Below are 14,882 nucleotides of genomic sequence, written 5' to 3'. Positions count from 1 at the left end.
TAAACCATTTATTTGGCACACCAGCATGCAATACGAATCTGAAGCGACCCAATTTTTAAGCCAGCTTAAAAATGAACGCCCCCACCTGGAAAACGAACAGCAAAAAGGCCGGGCCCTGCTTTGGGACAAACAACTGGATCGCAAGCTTCAAGAAGGCTTCAAAGAAGCCAAAGTGGCTCAGAAACCCTACGTGTATCAAAGCAAATAAAGTGCAGCCACTTTGAGCAGCGAACTCGCCGACATCAGCGTACTGAACCCCAACGACAGCACACCGGACACGGTAGATGGTGTTGGACTTGCTCGCTTGTATGGTGCTCCGCTGTTCAACATGCCGAAGGACTTGTACATTCCGCCCGATGCGCTGGAGGTATTCCTCGAGGCATTTGAAGGCCCACTGGACTTGTTGCTGTACCTGATTCGCAAACAGAACTTCAATATTCTCGACATTCCCATGGCGGAACTGACCCGCCAGTACCTTACATACGTTGAAGAAATTCGCACGCGTAACCTGGAACTGGCTGCAGAGTATTTACTGATGGCTGCCATGCTGATTGAAATCAAATCGCGCATGCTATTGCCAGTCATACCCAAGGATGGTGAAGAAGAAGCCGAAGATCCGCGTGCCGAACTGGCCCGCCGCCTGATTGAATATGAACAAATGAAACTGGCGGCCCAAGACCTCGACAAAGTGCCGCTGGTTGGCCGAGATTTCTGGATTGCGCACGCCTTTCATGACCCCAACACGGTTGAGCGCTTTCCCGATGTAAACCCTGACGAATTGCGCGACGCCTGGCAAGCCATATTGCGCAGGGCCTCGCTGGTGAAAGCCCACACCATTTCACGTGAAGAATTGTCGGTGCGTGAGCACATGACCATGATTCTGCGTCGCCTTCAAACTCAAAAATTCGTTGAGTTCTTTGACATGTTTGATATCGAACGCGGCGTGCCCGTGGTGGTGGTCAACTTCATTGCGATGCTTGAATTGACCCGCGAGGGCTTGGTGAAGGTAACCCAAGCTGAGCCGTTTGCGCCCATCTATGTGCGGCTTGGCTATGAAGCCACGGGTGGCAGTGGGGCAGACAGCATCATTCCAGCCTAAAGCGCACACTTATTCGCAGCGCTTACTCAGTAGCATGCACAGCCAGATTACTGCGCGCGATGTTAGATTTGAGTGCTACACCGCCTTGCCGGCTTTGCAAGGCTTCCCGGCGGATTCACAGCGAGGGGCGGTTCCGCCAGGAATCGATGCGAAGACGCCAAAGCGTTTCGCATGCCCCGAGCAAGAAGCATCAAGCCGGATAAAGAAGCATTGCTTAGGCAAGGTGATGTGGCACTCGAAACTAGCGAGCAGCCACGCACTAACTGCAATGCTGCCAGTTAGCCGAAGAAGTCCTTCACCTTGTCCATCCAGCCCTTCGCCCGTGGTGAATGCTTATCACCATCAGCCGTACAGGATTGCTCAAACTCCTTGAGCAATTCTTTCTGACGTTCAGACAAACGCACCGGGGTTTCCACCACAATGTGGCAGAACAAATCGCCTGGATATGAAGAACGCACGCCCTTGATGCCCTTGCCACGCAAACGGAATGTTTTTCCGGTCTGTGTTCCTTCAGGAATATCAAATGACGCCTTGCCACCCAGGGTGGGCACTTCAATGGTGCCGCCCAGCGCAGCAGCGGCAAATGAAACCGGCATTTCGCAATGCAAGTCGTCACCATCACGCTGAAAAACAGCATGTTCTTTCAGGTGTACTTCCACATACAAATCACCCGCTGGGCCACCGTTCACACCAGGCTCACCCTTGCCGCTCAAACGGATTCGCATGCCATCGTCGATACCGGCAGGTACTTTCACTTCCAGTGTTTTGTTGGTTTTCTTGCGACCCAAACCTTCACAATCGTGACAGGGGTGAGGAATCATTTTGCCCGTGCCGTGGCACTTCGGGCAGGTTTGCTGAACACTGAAAAAGCCTTGCGTCATGCGCACCGCACCCGACCCACCGCAGGTGGAACAGGTTTCAGGCTTGGTACCGGGCTTTGCACCACTGCCGGAACAGGTACCGCAGTTGTCCCACACCGGCACACGAATTTGCGTATCGAAACCCTTGGCTGCCTGCTCCAGCGTAATTTCCATGTTGTACTTCAGGTCTGAACCGCGGTACATCTGCGACTGGCGAGATCCTCCTCCACCAGCACGGCCACCAAAAATATCACCAAAAATGTCGCCAAAAGCGTCTGAGAAATCCGAGAAACCTCCAGCACCAGCGCCACCCATGTTGGGGTCAACACCCGCATGGCCGTGGCGATCATAAGCCGCACGCTTCTTGGAATCAGTCAACATTTCATAGGCTTCTTTGGCTTCTTTGAATTTGGCCTCAGCATCCTTGCTATCGGGGTTGCGGTCAGGGTGATACTTCATGGCCATTTTCCGATAGGCTTTTTTCAGCTCATCGTCTGTGGCATTTTTTTGTACACCCAAAATCTCGTAGAAGTCCCGTTTTGCCATGTCAGTCTCAATTCATGCAGCGGTTTGTTAAACACTGCTTTTATTCGTACAAAAAGGGCTTCACTGAAAAACCGCAAAATTTGCAGCCAGCCAGTGTGCCCTTGGTTTCAAGCGAGGCCCCGCAAGGCGCCCCGCAACCCACATTACTTGTCTTTCACTTCCTTGAAGTCAGCATCCACTACATCGTCTGCATCATCTTTCTTGGAAGAAGACTGCTGCTCAGCATCACCTGGGTTGGCACCGGCAGCGGCACCTTCTGCAGCTTGCTGGGCTTGCATGTCGGCGTACATTTTCTCACCCAGTTTCTGGGCTGATTCGGCCAACTCTTTGGTACGGGCATCAATGGCGTCTTTGTCTTCGCCCTTGGCTGCCTCTTCCAAAGCCTTGCATGCAGCTTCAATTTTTTCCTTCTCGCCCGCTTCCAGCTTGTCGCCATACTCACCCAAGCTCTTGCGGGTGCTGTGCACCAGCGCATCGGCCTGGTTCTTGGCTTCAGCCAGTTCACGGCGCTTGGCATCGTCGGCCGCGTTGGCTTCGGCATCTTTCACCATTTTCTGGATTTCGTCCTCAGACAAACCCGAGTTGGCCTTGATCACAATCTTGTTTTCTTTGCCAGTGCCTTTGTCTTTTGCAGACACGTGCAAAATGCCGTTTGCATCAATGTCAAAGGTCACTTCAATTTGTGGCACGCCACGCGGTGCGGGTGGAATGCCTTCCAGGTTGAATTCACCCAGGCTCTTGTTGTCGTTCGCCATTTGGCGCTCACCCTGAAACACCTTGATGGTGACTGCAGGCTGATTGTCATCGGCAGTTGAAAACACTTGGCTGAACTTGGTCGGGATGGTCGTGTTTTTCTCGATCATCTTGGTCATCACACCGCCCATGGTTTCAATACCCAGAGACAACGGTGACACGTCAAGCAGCAATACATCTTTGCGATCGCCACTCAACACAGAACCTTGAATGGCGGCACCAGCAGCCACGGCTTCATCGGGGTTCACATCCTTGCGGGGGTCTTTACCGAAGAAGTTTTTCACGGCTTCTTGAACTTTGGGCATGCGGGTCATACCGCCAACCAAAATAATGTCATCGATTTGTGAAGTAGATAAACCGGCATCTTTCAAGGCCATTTTCATGGGCTCAACAGTGCGGGTAATCAGGTCTTCAACCAGCGCTTCCAGCTTGGAGCGGCTCAACTTGGTGGTCAGGTGCACAGGGGCGCCATTGGCCATCGCAATGTAGGGCTCGTTGATCTCGGTTTGCTGCGAAGAAGAAAGCTCGATCTTCGCACGCTCGGCCGCAGCCTTAATGCGCTGCAAAGCAATTGGATCTTTGGACAAATCAACGCCGTTGTTCTTTTTGAACTCGTCGATGATGTGGTCAATAATGCGTTGGTCGAAGTCTTCACCGCCCAGGAATGTGTCACCGTTGGTCGACAACACTTCAAATTGCTTTTCACCATCGATGTCAGCAATTTCGATAATGGACACGTCGAATGTACCGCCGCCCAAGTCATACACGGCAATCTTGCGATCGCCCTTCTCTGCCTTGTCCATACCGAAAGCCAAGGCTGCAGCAGTGGGCTCGTTGATAATGCGCTTCACATCCAGGCCAGCAATACGGCCCGCGTCTTTGGTGGCTTGGCGCTGGCTGTCGTTGAAGTAAGCAGGCACGGTAATTACCGCCTCGGTGACTTCTTCACCCAGGTAGTCTTCCGCAGTTTTCTTCATTTTGCGTAGCACTTCGGCAGACACTTGTGGGGGTGCCAGTTTTTGGTCGCGTACACCAACCCATGCATCGCCATTGTCGGCTTTCATGATGGTGAAAGGCATCATGTCAATGTCTTTCTGTACTTCAGCATCTTGAAACTTGCGGCCAATCAAACGCTTGACTGCATACAGGGTGTTCTTGGGGTTGGTCACAGCTTGACGCTTGGCAGGCGCACCCACCAAAATTTCGCCGTCTTCCATGTAAGCAATAATGGAAGGGGTTGTACGCGCACCTTCCGAGTTTTCGATGACTTTGTAGCCACCGCCTTCAAATACTGCTACGCAAGAATTGGTGGTACCCAAGTCAATGCCAATAATCTTTCCCATGAATTTCTCCGTGATTTCTAAATTCAGTAATGTTCTGTTAAGCCTGATATGGGGCTAAAGCCCTTCAGTTCAAGGGGTTTTTCAACCCACTTTGTAAAATTTATTGCGCAACTTATTGTGCAACCGAGACCAAGGCCGGGCGCAGCACGCGGTCATTAATCAAATAGCCCTTTTGCAACACCGCAACCACATGGTTAGGCTCCACTGCCGGCTCAACTGAACTGCCCGGAACCATGGCCACTGCCTGGTGCTGATTGGGGTTGAATTTTTCGCCGATTGGGTTCAACGCCACGATTTTGCCGCGCTCAAAAGCAGCCTCGAGTTGGCGCAAAGTTGCGGCCACGCCATCTTTCAGAGCTTCGGGGGTTTGATTTTCAACAGCCAAGGCCATTTCGAGACTGTCGCGAACTGGCACCAATGATTCTGCAAACGACTCGATAGCGTACTTGTGCGCTTTGGCGACGTCTTCTTGCGTGCGGCGACGAAGGTTTTCCATGTCAGCGGCCAAGCGAAGGTAAACCTCTTTGGACTTCTCAACTTCAAGGTGCGCATTCTCCAAAGCAGCCTTCAAAACTGATATTTCGTCTTGGGGCGCTTCTTGTTGTACCACCTGCTCGGTTTCATTTTGGGTCTGCGCGCCGTGCTGCTGACCTTCTGGGGCCTGGGCAGACGCTTGCTCGTCTGTGGTCGGCTTTCCAGTGGGCTCTGACATGTCTTTTCCTCCATTAAAATTCAAAAGAGGCGACAAGTCTTTACCTGTCACCCCTACTCTGTTCGATAAATGGGGACTTGAACGCGAATTTCAAGCCCCCAAGCAGCAATATTTACCATTTTCCCAATAGGGATTATTGAGCACCCATCTCCAAAGCCAGTTTGCGGCTCTCGGCAAGCTCTTGCGCCATGGATTCTTCGTAACCCATGTCCACGGGCCAGCCTTGCATGTGTTGCGCAGTGATTTCCGACAACATGGCTGCAGACAGATCACTGTCGTTCAGGCAGGCGATGTAATGAAACTCGCCACCACCAGCATGCTGAAAGTCTTCGCGGCCTTCCTGGTTAATTTCCTCAAGTGTTTCAAGGCAATCGGCCATGAAGCCGGGGCACATTACATCGATTCGCTTGGTACCGGCCTGCCCCAAGGCTTGCAAAGTTTTGTCGGTGTAGGGCTCAAGCCACTTGGCTTTGCCAAACCGGCTTTGAAAGGTAACCCGGTAATTGCCTTTTTCCAGCCCCAATTCTTCACCGAGCAACCGTGCGGTTTTATAACATTCGCAGTGATAGGGGTCGCCTTTCAGCAAAGTCATTTCTGGCACACCATGAAAGCTGAACAGCAACACATCGCCCTGATCAAAATTGGGTTTGCCATTGGCTAGCCAGTGTTTGCGCACGCTTTCAGCAAGGGCATGAATATAAGCGGGGTGGTCATGGTAGTGCTTTACCAATCGCAATTCGGGGATATTGCGCACGGGCTTGGCCCAATCGAATACGGCGTCGAATACCGAAGCTGTGGTGGCCGCCGCATACTGAGGATACAAAGGAAACACCAGCACCCGGTCGTAGCCGTCTTTGCGAAGCTGATCCATTCGGCTTGCCACAGAGGGATTGCCGTAACGCATGGCCAAATCAACCCGAACGTCCCAGCGTCGAGCCTTGAATGCCTCGCTCAGAACTTTCACTTGGCGCTTGCCGATCGCCAGCAGCGGCGAACCTTCATCGGTCCACACGGTGGCGTATTTGGCCGCTGATTTCTTGGGGCGAAGCTGCAAAATAATGCAGTTCAAAATAATCCACCAGATCAACCTGGGAATCTCAACCACGCGCGGGTCTGATAAAAACTCTTTCAAGTAGCGACGCAGGGACGGCGTGTCTGCGTTGTCCGGGGTGCCTAGGTTGACGAGTAAAACCGCGGTTTTCTGGGGCGTGCCGTGACGAAATGGGGCTTCGGTGCGCATGGGTACTACCTATTGAACATCAAGCCTGAAAGTATACCCAAAGCTGGCTGTCGGGGTGGCTCGCCCTACTCTGGATCCGACAAAGCCGATGACACCAGCTTCGATGTGATGTCCACAATCGGAATCAATCGTTCGTAGGCCATGCGTGTCGGGCCGATCACCCCCAAGGTGCCCACCACCTCACCATTGACATGGTAAGGCGCTGAAATCACACTCATTTCCTCCATCGGCACCAGGCTTGAATCGCCACCGATGAAAATTTGCACTCCCTCAGCGCGATTTGAACTTTCAAGTAGACGCAGCAAGGCTGTTCGCTGTTCAAACACACCGAACATCTTTTTCAGCCTTTCCATGTTGGTCGATAAATCCGACACGTCCAACAATTTGCGTTCGCCAGAAAGCAAGACCCCGTCAGACTGACTTTCCTCAGCTTCCGTGCCTGCATTCACCGCAGCCTGCATTAACTTGCTGATGTCCTGGCTAATTTGATGCAACTCTTCCGACAACCTTTGTTTGGCCTGCTGGAAACTCAAACCCGCGAAATGCTGGTTGAAAAAGTTCGCAGCCATGGTCAATTCGCTTTGGGTGTAAGGCTTTTCAACAATCAGGATACGGTTTTGCACATCCCCATCGGGCGTCACGATAATTAGCAACACCTTTCGATCAGACAAACTCAAAAATTCAACATGACGAAACAGTGCCGCTTTTCTCGGTGCGGTAATAACCCCGGCAAACGACGAAAGGCTGGACAGCAAATTCACCGCCTTGTTCAGAACGCGGTTGGGGTCCTCACGCTGGATACCACCACTCAAAGCGGTTTGAACATCGATCGCCAAGGGTTTTACCGTGAGTAAAGAATCCACAAACATACGGTAACCCTGCGGCGTGGGCATTCGGCCTGCCGAAGTGTGTGGCGAGACCACCAGGCGCAATTCCTCGAGATCCGCCATCACATTGCGAATGGTTGCAGGACTCAAATCCAGTGTGGAGTACTTGGACAATGCCCTTGAACCCACCGGGATGCCCTCTGTGATGTACCTTTCAACCAATGTTTTCAATATGGAACGGGCGCGTTCGTCTATCATCAATGTCACTTCAAATGCGTGTTGCGATACGATTGGGTCTCAGGCTTCACTTTACGACAAAAACAGGGAATCAAGAATGCCGAAACAGAAAGGGATGTGCATTGCTGTGTTTGCCAAACATGGCGCCTCCCCAAAACAGGCCATTTGGCGAAGCGTTGTTGACTTGCTGGCCGCCAATGCATTCCACGTACTGGTTTGCGATTCCATGTTAAGTGGAAGTTCGTCAAAAAACTCGAAGCCTGAATATGATCAAGCCAATTTCGAATTTGCGAATTTGTCCCTGATCAAGAAAAAAGCAAAAATTGCAGTCATTATTGGCGGTGACGGCACTTTTTTGGGCACGGCCCGAGAACTGGCCGATTCCAACATTCCCTTGATTGGAATTAATCAAGGACGCCTGGGTTTTCTCACTGACATTCGCCTGGACGATATCGACCCCACATTGATTGACACCATCAACGGGCAGTCTGTGTCAGAAAACCGCGCCTACCTTGAGGGTCAAATTTTAAGGCAAGGCAAAGTCGTTGAGAATCACATTGCCCTGAACGACATTGTGATCAGCCGTGGCATTGTGGGCGGCATGGTTGAGCTGCGTGTAGAGGTAGACGGCACGTTTATGTACGACTTGCGCGCAGACGGACTGATTATCTCGACGCCAACAGGCTCAACTGCGTATGCACTTTCAGCCGATGGCCCCATACTTCACCCTAGCCTCGCTGGCCTGCTGATTGTGCCGGTGGCTCCGCATGCGCTGACCAATCGCCCCATTGCCCTGCCCCAACACAGCACCATTAACATCATTGTGACGGGCGGCAAGCAAACCGGCGTGCACTTTGACATGCAGTTCAACGGTCGAGCAAAAGTAGGTGACCAAATTCGGATTAAGGTGTCACCACACCCCATCCGGCTTTTGCACCCGGCACGCTATGATTATTTTGCAATGTTGAGGCAAAAACTGCACTGGAGTGCAAGCCCCACAGAAGCCCCCCACAAAACTCGAGGACTTAGAGACAGCGGCCATGCTAAGTAGTTTGACCATTCAGGATTTCGTTATCGTCGACAAACTCGACTTGCACTTTGAACCAGGCATGTCTGTGCTGTCTGGTGAAACCGGCGCTGGCAAATCAATTTTGATTGATGCCCTGTCGCTTTGCCTGGGCGCGCGTGCTGATGCATCACAGGTTCGCGAAGGTTGTGAGCGCGCCAATATCACTGCGGTGTTCGAGATTAACCCCGCCGCCAAAGCCATTCTCGATGAGCAATCGATTGACTGCAGCGAGGGCGAAATGCACTTGCGACGTGCCATTGAATCGAATGGCCGATCCAAGGCTTATATCAATGGCACACCCGTGCCTGCCAGCACACTGAAAGAGTTGTCCGAAACCTTGATCGACATTCATGGTCAACATGCTTTTCAAACGCTGGCTAAGCCGGGTGAGCAACTTCGCCTGCTCGATGACTTCGGTCAGCACAGCGCCCTGGTTCAGGCCACCGCGCAAACTTATTCTGTGTTGAAAAATGCGGAAAAGGCGCTGAAGCAAGCTCAGAGTAGTCAGGAAGACAGGGCCGCACGCATCGAAAACCTGCAATGGAAACTAGACTCGTTAAGCAAAGTAGCCCCAAAAGCAGGCGAATGGGAAGTTCTAAGCAGCGATTTTGACCGTTTAAGCCATGGCGCAGAATTGATCGAGGGCACCCAACATGCAAGTGACGTGCTGTCACAAAATGAAAATGCCCTGCTCGACCAACTTACCCACATAATCGAAAAACTAAGCCACTTAAGTACCCGCGACCCGGCTCTTGAGGGCGTAGTGAAAACGCTATCCGAAGGCGAAATACTGGTTCGAGAGGCCAGCTACGATTTGGGCCACTACTTGAAACACAGCGATCTTGATCCAGACACCTTGGCCGAAGTCGAAGCACGCATGTCGCTTTGGCATGAAACGGCAAGGAAACTACGCATTCAACCGGAAACACTGCACACTGAAATGGAAAGTGTTCAAGCAGAGATCAAAGGACTCGAAGAAGGTTTCGATCTTGAAAAGCTTCAGAAAGAACTCAATGCAGCCCGCCAAGCCTATGAAAAACTGGCCAACGAATTAAATAAAGCACGCAAAAACGCAGCGCAAACCCTGTCCACACGGGTTACAGAATCGATGCAAACACTGAGTATGCAAGGGGGTGTTTTTGTGGTGGATGTCGCCAAGGGCGAACCCTCCCCCAAGGGCAGTGACCAAATCGAGTTCCGCGTGGCCGGGCACCCTGGCGTGACACCCCAAGCCATCCAAAAAGTCGCATCGGGTGGTGAACTGGCGCGAATCAGCCTGGCGATTACCGTCAACACTGTTGAAAGCACCCCCGTTCCTACTTTGATTTTTGATGAAGTGGACAGCGGCATTGGCGGTGCGGTGGCTGAAACCGTGGGGCGCTACCTGCGCCTTTTGGCCAAAAACAAACAGGTGCTGTGTGTTACCCATTTGCCCCAGGTGGCAGCACAAGGCCACAATCACTTCCAGGTCAGCAAAGACATTTCAGCGCAAACAACACGCTCGAAAATTGTGCAACTGGAAGCCAAGGCACGGGTAGAAGAAATTGCAAGAATGCTGGGTGGACAGATAATCACCGAGGCCACGCGCACTGCTGCGCATGAAATGATCGTCTCGGCCAACAATTGATTTGATTTGGGAAAACCTTACTTGCGTCGGTTCTCGCAGTCTTTTTTGGTGCAGGAGCCGTACAGGGAAAGTGCGTGGTCATGCAACTCGAACCCACGGTCCTTGGCAATCATATTTTGGCGACGCTCGATTTCTTCGTCAAAAAACTCAACCACCTTGCCGCATTGCACGCACACCAAATGGTCATGGTGAGCACCTTCATTGAGCTCAAACACCGACTTGCCAGTCTCAAAATGTTGGCGAGCCAGTAAACCGGCCTGTTCAAACTGCGTTAGAACACGGTAAACAGTGGCCAAGCCAATGTCCAGGTCTTCTTGTAGCAATAGCTTGTAAACGTCTTCAGCGCTCAGGTGGCGATGTTGCCCGCTCTGGAACAATTCCAGAATTTTCATCCGCGGCAGCGTTGCCTTTAAACCAATGCTTTTTAGATCCGTTGCTGTAGTCATGAGTTTGGTACCATTCTGAGGCTTAATCGAGTTCAAGTAGCTTATGATAACGCCTTTGCAGGACATGTTAGCGCACCGAATAAGGTACTCTGTTCCCACTTCACATGCGAATTCACAAAACAATGCGTATTTTACGACTGAATTTGATTCTTTGCTCGACCTTGGCCCTAGGGGTTTCCGCGTGTTCATTCATTCCGGACAACTACGTGCCCTCTTTTGTCAAACCCTACAAGTTTGATATTCAACAAGGCAACTTCGTTACCCAACAAGACGTTGCCAAGCTGCAAGTGGGAATGACCAAAGAGCAGGTACGCTTTATTCTCGGCACGCCTTTGTTGAATGACGCGTTTCATTCGAATCGATGGGACTATATTTACCGATTGTTGCGCGCCGACGGGCAGTCCACTCAATCCCGCTACACCGTGATTTTCGAGAACGAGCGCGTGGCACGCCACGGCGGTGAAAATCTGCCCGCAAGTCCAACTGACCTGTTGGGGCCCGACGCCAATACCAAAGTACCAACAGAACCCTTGCCCTCTGAAAAACCAGCCGAGGACATTAAAGATTCGGAATCCGCAGTGGGTGGCACAGACCGCGCACCCGTACTTAAATAAAAAGCCATGACCAAGCCAATTCAAATTGCAATTGCCGGCGCCAGCGGGCGCATGGGCAAAACACTGATCGAAGCCATTCTGAACCACCCCGGCTGCGAGCTCGCCGGCGCATTTGACCAGGCTGGCTCACCCGGCATTGGTCGTGATGCCGGTGACTTTATGGGTATTTCATCAGGCGTACTGGTGACCGACAATCCTGACACCGCTTTGTCGAATGCCGAGATCTTGATTGATTTCACACGCCCGGAAGGCACGCTTGAACACTTGGCACTGTGTGAAAAACACAATGTGAAAGCGGTCATCGGCACCACCGGGTTTGAACCCAAACAGCTGGAAGCACTTAAAAAGGCTGCAGAAAAAGTGGCCATGGTGTGGTCGCCCAACATGGCGGTTGGGGTAAACGCGACATTCAAACTTCTTGAAGTGGCTGCAAAAATATTGGCTCAAGGTTACGACATTGAGGTGATAGAAGCCCACCACAGCAAAAAAGTCGATGCGCCGTCCGGCACGGCACTGCGCATGGGTGAAGTTGTTGCCAAAGGCTTGGGCGTGGACCTGCAAGACGTGGGTGTGTTTGCCCGCGAAGGCATTACCGGTGAGCGCAAGACTGGCACCATAGGCTTTTCGACGATCCGTGGTGGTGACATTGTGGGCGATCACACTGTGCTGTTTGCCGGCATTGGTGAACGCATTGAAATTACCCACAAGTCATCAAGCCGCATGACCTATGCACAAGGCTCAATTCGTGCAGCCCAGTTTTTGATTGGGCATGAAAAAGGATTGTTTGACATGCAAGACGTGTTGGGCTTGAAAACTTTGTTTTAACCTAAAGCGAAACTGTAGTAGATTGCTGTAAGCAACTGTATAGTCAAGTTAAAATACCAATAACAGCAACCCTCGGGACTTATTACCCGAAGACGGAGCCAGCCAATGACGCAATCACTGCTTGCGAAACTCGACGAACTTCAAGTCAAAGTATCCAGCCTGGCCAAAGCTCTCGAGCAAAGCCGACATGAAGAAAAATCGGGCAAGGACCAAATTGAAGCCCTGCGCCGGGAAAATGAACAGCTCCAAAAGAAAGTGAATCACGCACAGGGTCAAATTAACCAAATGCTGAACCAATGGTTCCCTGAACTTGAATTGAATTCGGAGGAATAATTGGAAGCACTTGACGTCAAGATCATGGGCAGGGAATTTCGCATTGCCTGCAAACCCGAAGAGCGAGCTGCCTTGCAGCAAGCCGTAAATATTGTAGAAACCAAAATGTCGAGCATTCGCAACACCGGCAAGGTGGTGGGACTCGATAAAATCGCAGTCATGGCCGCTTTACAGATCGCGCATGAATCGCTCGTAGGAAGTAATCCTTCTAACCCGGTTTTAGGACTGGACATTGAGACGATTGAGCGTAAAATCGAGGCTATCGAGCAAGTGGTCGACGGCAGTTTGAACAGCACAAACCCAAACAAGCCGAAGAACGTTGATTTGTTCGAGTAGAGAATTTTGCTTTATCTCTGCCGTGTCTGTATTGGCCAGCATTCCGTGAACCAATATTTGTGATCCCGGTTGCGGATTTTTCAGGGTCGGTGTGATTCCCTCTTAGTCAGGGAAACCTAAAGACCCTAATACTGCGACCCACTTGAACCTTAGGTTCAGGGATCGGGCCAGTATGGCATCGGCAGAGACCCCACACCGGGGCGATTGAACCCACGTTCAATCGCCTCTTTTTTTATTCATTTCAGCTTAACAAAGTATTCCAATCACCATGTTCGATCCGGTTTTTATAGTTTCACTGCTTGTATTAGGGGTAGTCAGCGGCGTGCTGGCTGGCTTGCTGGGCATTGGTGGCGGCATGCTGCTGGTACCTTTTCTCACCTTCCTCATGGTTAGCCAAGGTGTACCCGTAGACCATGTGGTGCACTCCTCAATCGCCACATCGCTGGCCATTATCATGTTCACCAGCATTTCCAGCATGCGCGCGCACCACAAGGCAGGTGCGGTACGGTGGGACATCGTGAAATTCCTCACACCAGGCATTCTGGTTGGCGGATTCGTAGGTTCCAAGGTGGTGTCATATTTGCCCACCAAAGAACTGGCCCTGGTGTTTGGTGCGTTTGTCATTTTTTCCGCTTATCAAATGTACGCGGACAAGAAACCCAAACCCACACGCACTTTACCGGGCAAGCCCGGGCTGGCTGCTGTTGGTGGCGTTATTGGTGCGGCATCGGCCATCGTGGGTGCAGGTGGCGGTTTCTTGTCAGTGCCATTCATGGTGTGGAGCAACATCAACCTGCGCAATGCGGTTGCCACCTCTGCTGCATTGGGCTTTCCCATCGCAGTATTTTCAAGTATTGCCTATGTAATCAATGGTCAACATTTGCAAGACATGCCCGCCGGTTCGTTGGGGTATGTGTATTTGCCCGCGGTGGCCTGCGTAGCTGCCATGAGTGTGCTGTTTGCACCCTATGGTGCAAAACTGACACACACGCTGCCGGTTAAAAAGATCAAACGCATTTTCGCCTTGCTACTGGCCTTTATTGCCTTGTCCATGATTTACAAAGCCGTTACCGGCTTTTAAGCAGCCCCGCTCTTACTTGCTTCGCTTACTGCCCTTGCCCACCTTGGCTTGGGCAGCTTCAAGTGCAGTCATGGTCTCAAGCCCTGTCGGTTTGTTTCTTGACCAGGCCAACAAGGCAAAACCGCTCAAAATCATGGGTACACACAACCACTGCCCCATCGACAAGCCCAAGGACAAAATACCCAAAAAGCGGTCTGGCTCCCTGGCGTATTCAACAACAAAGCGGGCGGCGCCATAACCGATCAAGAACCAGGCTGATACAGCCGCACGCGGACGTGGCTTGCTTGCAAACCACCACAGCCCGATGAACAGGGCAATGCCCTCCAGGCTCATTTGGTACAACTGCGAAGGGTGGCGTGCAATGGCGTCGCCGGCTTGGGGAAACACCACACCCCACCAACCGTCTGTAGGGCGACCCCACAACTCACCATTAATAAAGTTGCCCAAGCGGCCAAGGGCCAAGCCAATGGGTACGGCTGGCGCAACGAAATCCATGACATCGAAAAACTTCCAGCCTTTGTAGGTGCCATACAAAAAACAAACCAGCAACACGCCTAGAAAGCCACCGTGAAACGACATGCCGCCTTCCCAAATTGCGAGAATTTCGCCTGGGTTGGCCATGTAATAGTCGGGCTTGTAGAAAAATACATAGCCCAACCGGCCACCCAAAATAACCCCCAACACTGCCCAGGTCAGCATATTGTCTACATCAGCCATTTTGATGGCTGGAAACAGGTGTAACCGTCGCTTGGCCAGCATGATGAAGGCCACAAAGGCCAATAAATACATCAAACCGTACCAGCGAATGGCCACAGGGCCGATCGAGAGCGCAATGGGATCGAATTCAGGATGTACAAACATGGAATGCCCGGAATGTAAAAAACCGTTCAATTGTACTGCCCTGGGGACTACCCTTTGATGAATGAGCACCTTC

General features: G+C 51.7%; 16 protein-coding genes and 1 other RNA gene. 10 read left to right on the top strand and 7 right to left on the bottom strand.

Features of this window, described 5'->3' with window-relative positions:
- The first annotated feature begins 25 nt into the window (after positions 1 to 25).
- Positions 26 to 208, top strand: a complete 183-nt coding sequence (locus ACVL1J_RS03760) for a DUF3460 family protein (protein WP_159568692.1) — start codon at positions 26 to 28, stop codon at positions 206 to 208.
- Positions 209 to 220: 12 nt separating this feature from the next.
- On the top strand, positions 221 to 1,099 hold the full coding sequence (locus ACVL1J_RS03755; RefSeq protein ID WP_159568693.1) for a segregation and condensation protein A: 879 nt from the start codon (positions 221 to 223) through the stop codon (positions 1,097 to 1,099).
- 278 nt (positions 1,100 to 1,377) lie between these two features.
- On the opposite strand, the gene dnaJ is transcribed toward ACVL1J_RS03755, so the two are convergent.
- The 5 genes from dnaJ to hrcA all read right to left on the bottom strand — a co-directional run bounded on the left by dnaJ (position 1,378) and on the right by hrcA (position 7,635).
- Positions 1,378 to 2,505 (bottom strand): molecular chaperone DnaJ, encoded by a 1,128-nt coding sequence (gene dnaJ / locus ACVL1J_RS03750; RefSeq protein WP_159568694.1) that lies wholly within the window; start codon positions 2,503 to 2,505, stop codon positions 1,378 to 1,380.
- 143 nt (positions 2,506 to 2,648) lie between these two features.
- Positions 2,649 to 4,601, bottom strand: coding sequence for a molecular chaperone DnaK (gene dnaK, locus ACVL1J_RS03745; protein WP_159568695.1), 1,953 nt, complete (start codon positions 4,599 to 4,601; stop codon positions 2,649 to 2,651).
- Positions 4,602 to 4,713: 112 nt separating this feature from the next.
- The gene (grpE, locus tag ACVL1J_RS03740) at positions 4,714 to 5,313 is read right to left on the bottom strand and encodes a nucleotide exchange factor GrpE (RefSeq protein ID WP_159568696.1); all 600 of its coding nucleotides are present in this window, start codon (positions 5,311 to 5,313) and stop codon (positions 4,714 to 4,716) included.
- A gap of 133 nt (positions 5,314 to 5,446) precedes the next feature.
- The gene (hemH, locus tag ACVL1J_RS03735) at positions 5,447 to 6,553 is read right to left on the bottom strand and encodes a ferrochelatase (protein WP_341237267.1); all 1,107 of its coding nucleotides are present in this window, start codon (positions 6,551 to 6,553) and stop codon (positions 5,447 to 5,449) included.
- Positions 6,554 to 6,618: 65 nt separating this feature from the next.
- Positions 6,619 to 7,635 carry a heat-inducible transcriptional repressor HrcA gene (gene hrcA / locus ACVL1J_RS03730; protein WP_159569636.1) on the bottom strand — a complete coding sequence of 339 codons (1,017 nt, stop codon included), beginning with the start codon at positions 7,633 to 7,635 and terminating at the stop codon, positions 6,619 to 6,621.
- 79 nt (positions 7,636 to 7,714) lie between these two features.
- Between hrcA and ACVL1J_RS03725 the strand changes: the two genes are divergently transcribed.
- Both ACVL1J_RS03725 and recN read left to right on the top strand, forming a co-directional pair.
- Positions 7,715 to 8,668 carry an NAD(+)/NADH kinase gene (locus ACVL1J_RS03725; protein WP_341237268.1) on the top strand — a complete coding sequence of 318 codons (954 nt, stop codon included), beginning with the start codon at positions 7,715 to 7,717 and terminating at the stop codon, positions 8,666 to 8,668.
- The gene (recN, locus tag ACVL1J_RS03720; protein WP_341237269.1) at positions 8,658 to 10,313 is read left to right on the top strand and encodes a DNA repair protein RecN; all 1,656 of its coding nucleotides are present in this window, start codon (positions 8,658 to 8,660) and stop codon (positions 10,311 to 10,313) included. Before ACVL1J_RS03725 ends, recN begins: the two co-directional genes overlap by 11 nt.
- A gap of 17 nt (positions 10,314 to 10,330) precedes the next feature.
- Here recN and fur read toward each other — a convergent pair whose 3' ends face one another.
- Positions 10,331 to 10,759, bottom strand: a complete 429-nt coding sequence (gene fur / locus ACVL1J_RS03715; protein ID WP_159568700.1) for a ferric iron uptake transcriptional regulator — start codon at positions 10,757 to 10,759, stop codon at positions 10,331 to 10,333.
- Between the two features lie 122 nt (positions 10,760 to 10,881).
- Between fur and ACVL1J_RS03710 the strand changes: the two genes are divergently transcribed.
- The 6 genes from ACVL1J_RS03710 (at position 10,882) to ACVL1J_RS03685 (ending at position 13,948) form a co-directional block, all read left to right on the top strand.
- Positions 10,882 to 11,373: an outer membrane protein assembly factor BamE domain-containing protein gene (locus ACVL1J_RS03710; protein WP_159568701.1), complete on the top strand. Its 492-nt coding sequence runs from the start codon at positions 10,882 to 10,884 to the stop codon at positions 11,371 to 11,373.
- Between the two features lie 18 nt (positions 11,374 to 11,391).
- Entirely contained in the window at positions 11,392 to 12,198 is an 807-nt protein-coding gene (gene dapB, locus ACVL1J_RS03705) for a 4-hydroxy-tetrahydrodipicolinate reductase (protein ID WP_341237283.1), read from the top strand.
- Between the two features lie 105 nt (positions 12,199 to 12,303).
- Positions 12,304 to 12,531: a hypothetical protein gene (locus ACVL1J_RS03700; RefSeq protein ID WP_159568702.1), complete on the top strand. Its 228-nt coding sequence runs from the start codon at positions 12,304 to 12,306 to the stop codon at positions 12,529 to 12,531.
- Complete coding sequence (locus ACVL1J_RS03695; protein ID WP_159568703.1) at positions 12,532 to 12,867, top strand: cell division protein ZapA; 336 nt, start codon at positions 12,532 to 12,534, stop codon at positions 12,865 to 12,867. It abuts the gene before it with no gap.
- 11 nt (positions 12,868 to 12,878) lie between these two features.
- Positions 12,879 to 13,059, top strand: a non-coding RNA gene (gene ssrS, locus ACVL1J_RS03690) — 6S RNA.
- Positions 13,060 to 13,135: 76 nt separating this feature from the next.
- The gene (locus ACVL1J_RS03685) at positions 13,136 to 13,948 is read left to right on the top strand and encodes a sulfite exporter TauE/SafE family protein (protein ID WP_159568704.1); all 813 of its coding nucleotides are present in this window, start codon (positions 13,136 to 13,138) and stop codon (positions 13,946 to 13,948) included.
- Positions 13,949 to 13,960: 12 nt separating this feature from the next.
- On the opposite strand, the gene lgt is transcribed toward ACVL1J_RS03685, so the two are convergent.
- Positions 13,961 to 14,809, bottom strand: a complete 849-nt coding sequence (gene lgt / locus ACVL1J_RS03680) for a prolipoprotein diacylglyceryl transferase (RefSeq protein WP_159569640.1) — start codon at positions 14,807 to 14,809, stop codon at positions 13,961 to 13,963.
- Between the last annotated feature and the right edge of the window lie 73 nt (positions 14,810 to 14,882).

It is taken from the genome of Limnobacter sp. G6BE5S (genome assembly GCF_058448965.1).
Note: the sequence above shows the minus strand (reverse complement) of the source record. Positions and strands in the feature narration are given on the sequence as shown.

What these genes read in the sequence shown, in the direction of transcription:
- recN (WP_341237269.1), top strand. Translation starts at nt 8,658, where the DNA reads ATGCTAAGTAGTTTGACCATTCAGGATTTCGTTATCGTCGACAAACTC.
- dnaJ (WP_159568694.1), bottom strand. Translation starts at nt 2,505, where the DNA reads ATGGCAAAACGGGACTTCTACGAGATTTTGGGTGTACAAAAAAATGCC.
- ACVL1J_RS03685 (WP_159568704.1), top strand. Translation starts at nt 13,136, where the DNA reads ATGTTCGATCCGGTTTTTATAGTTTCACTGCTTGTATTAGGGGTAGTC.
- dnaK (WP_159568695.1), bottom strand. Translation starts at nt 4,601, where the DNA reads ATGGGAAAGATTATTGGCATTGACTTGGGTACCACCAATTCTTGCGTA.
- grpE (WP_159568696.1), bottom strand. Translation starts at nt 5,313, where the DNA reads ATGTCAGAGCCCACTGGAAAGCCGACCACAGACGAGCAAGCGTCTGCC.
- ACVL1J_RS03725 (WP_341237268.1), top strand. Translation starts at nt 7,715, where the DNA reads ATGCCGAAACAGAAAGGGATGTGCATTGCTGTGTTTGCCAAACATGGC.
- fur (WP_159568700.1), bottom strand. Translation starts at nt 10,759, where the DNA reads ATGACTACAGCAACGGATCTAAAAAGCATTGGTTTAAAGGCAACGCTG.
- hemH (WP_341237267.1), bottom strand. Translation starts at nt 6,553, where the DNA reads ATGCGCACCGAAGCCCCATTTCGTCACGGCACGCCCCAGAAAACCGCG.
- ACVL1J_RS03760 (WP_159568692.1), top strand. Translation starts at nt 26, where the DNA reads ATGCAATACGAATCTGAAGCGACCCAATTTTTAAGCCAGCTTAAAAAT.
- lgt (WP_159569640.1), bottom strand. Translation starts at nt 14,809, where the DNA reads ATGTTTGTACATCCTGAATTCGATCCCATTGCGCTCTCGATCGGCCCT.
- ACVL1J_RS03710 (WP_159568701.1), top strand. Translation starts at nt 10,882, where the DNA reads ATGCGTATTTTACGACTGAATTTGATTCTTTGCTCGACCTTGGCCCTA.
- ACVL1J_RS03700 (WP_159568702.1), top strand. Translation starts at nt 12,304, where the DNA reads ATGACGCAATCACTGCTTGCGAAACTCGACGAACTTCAAGTCAAAGTA.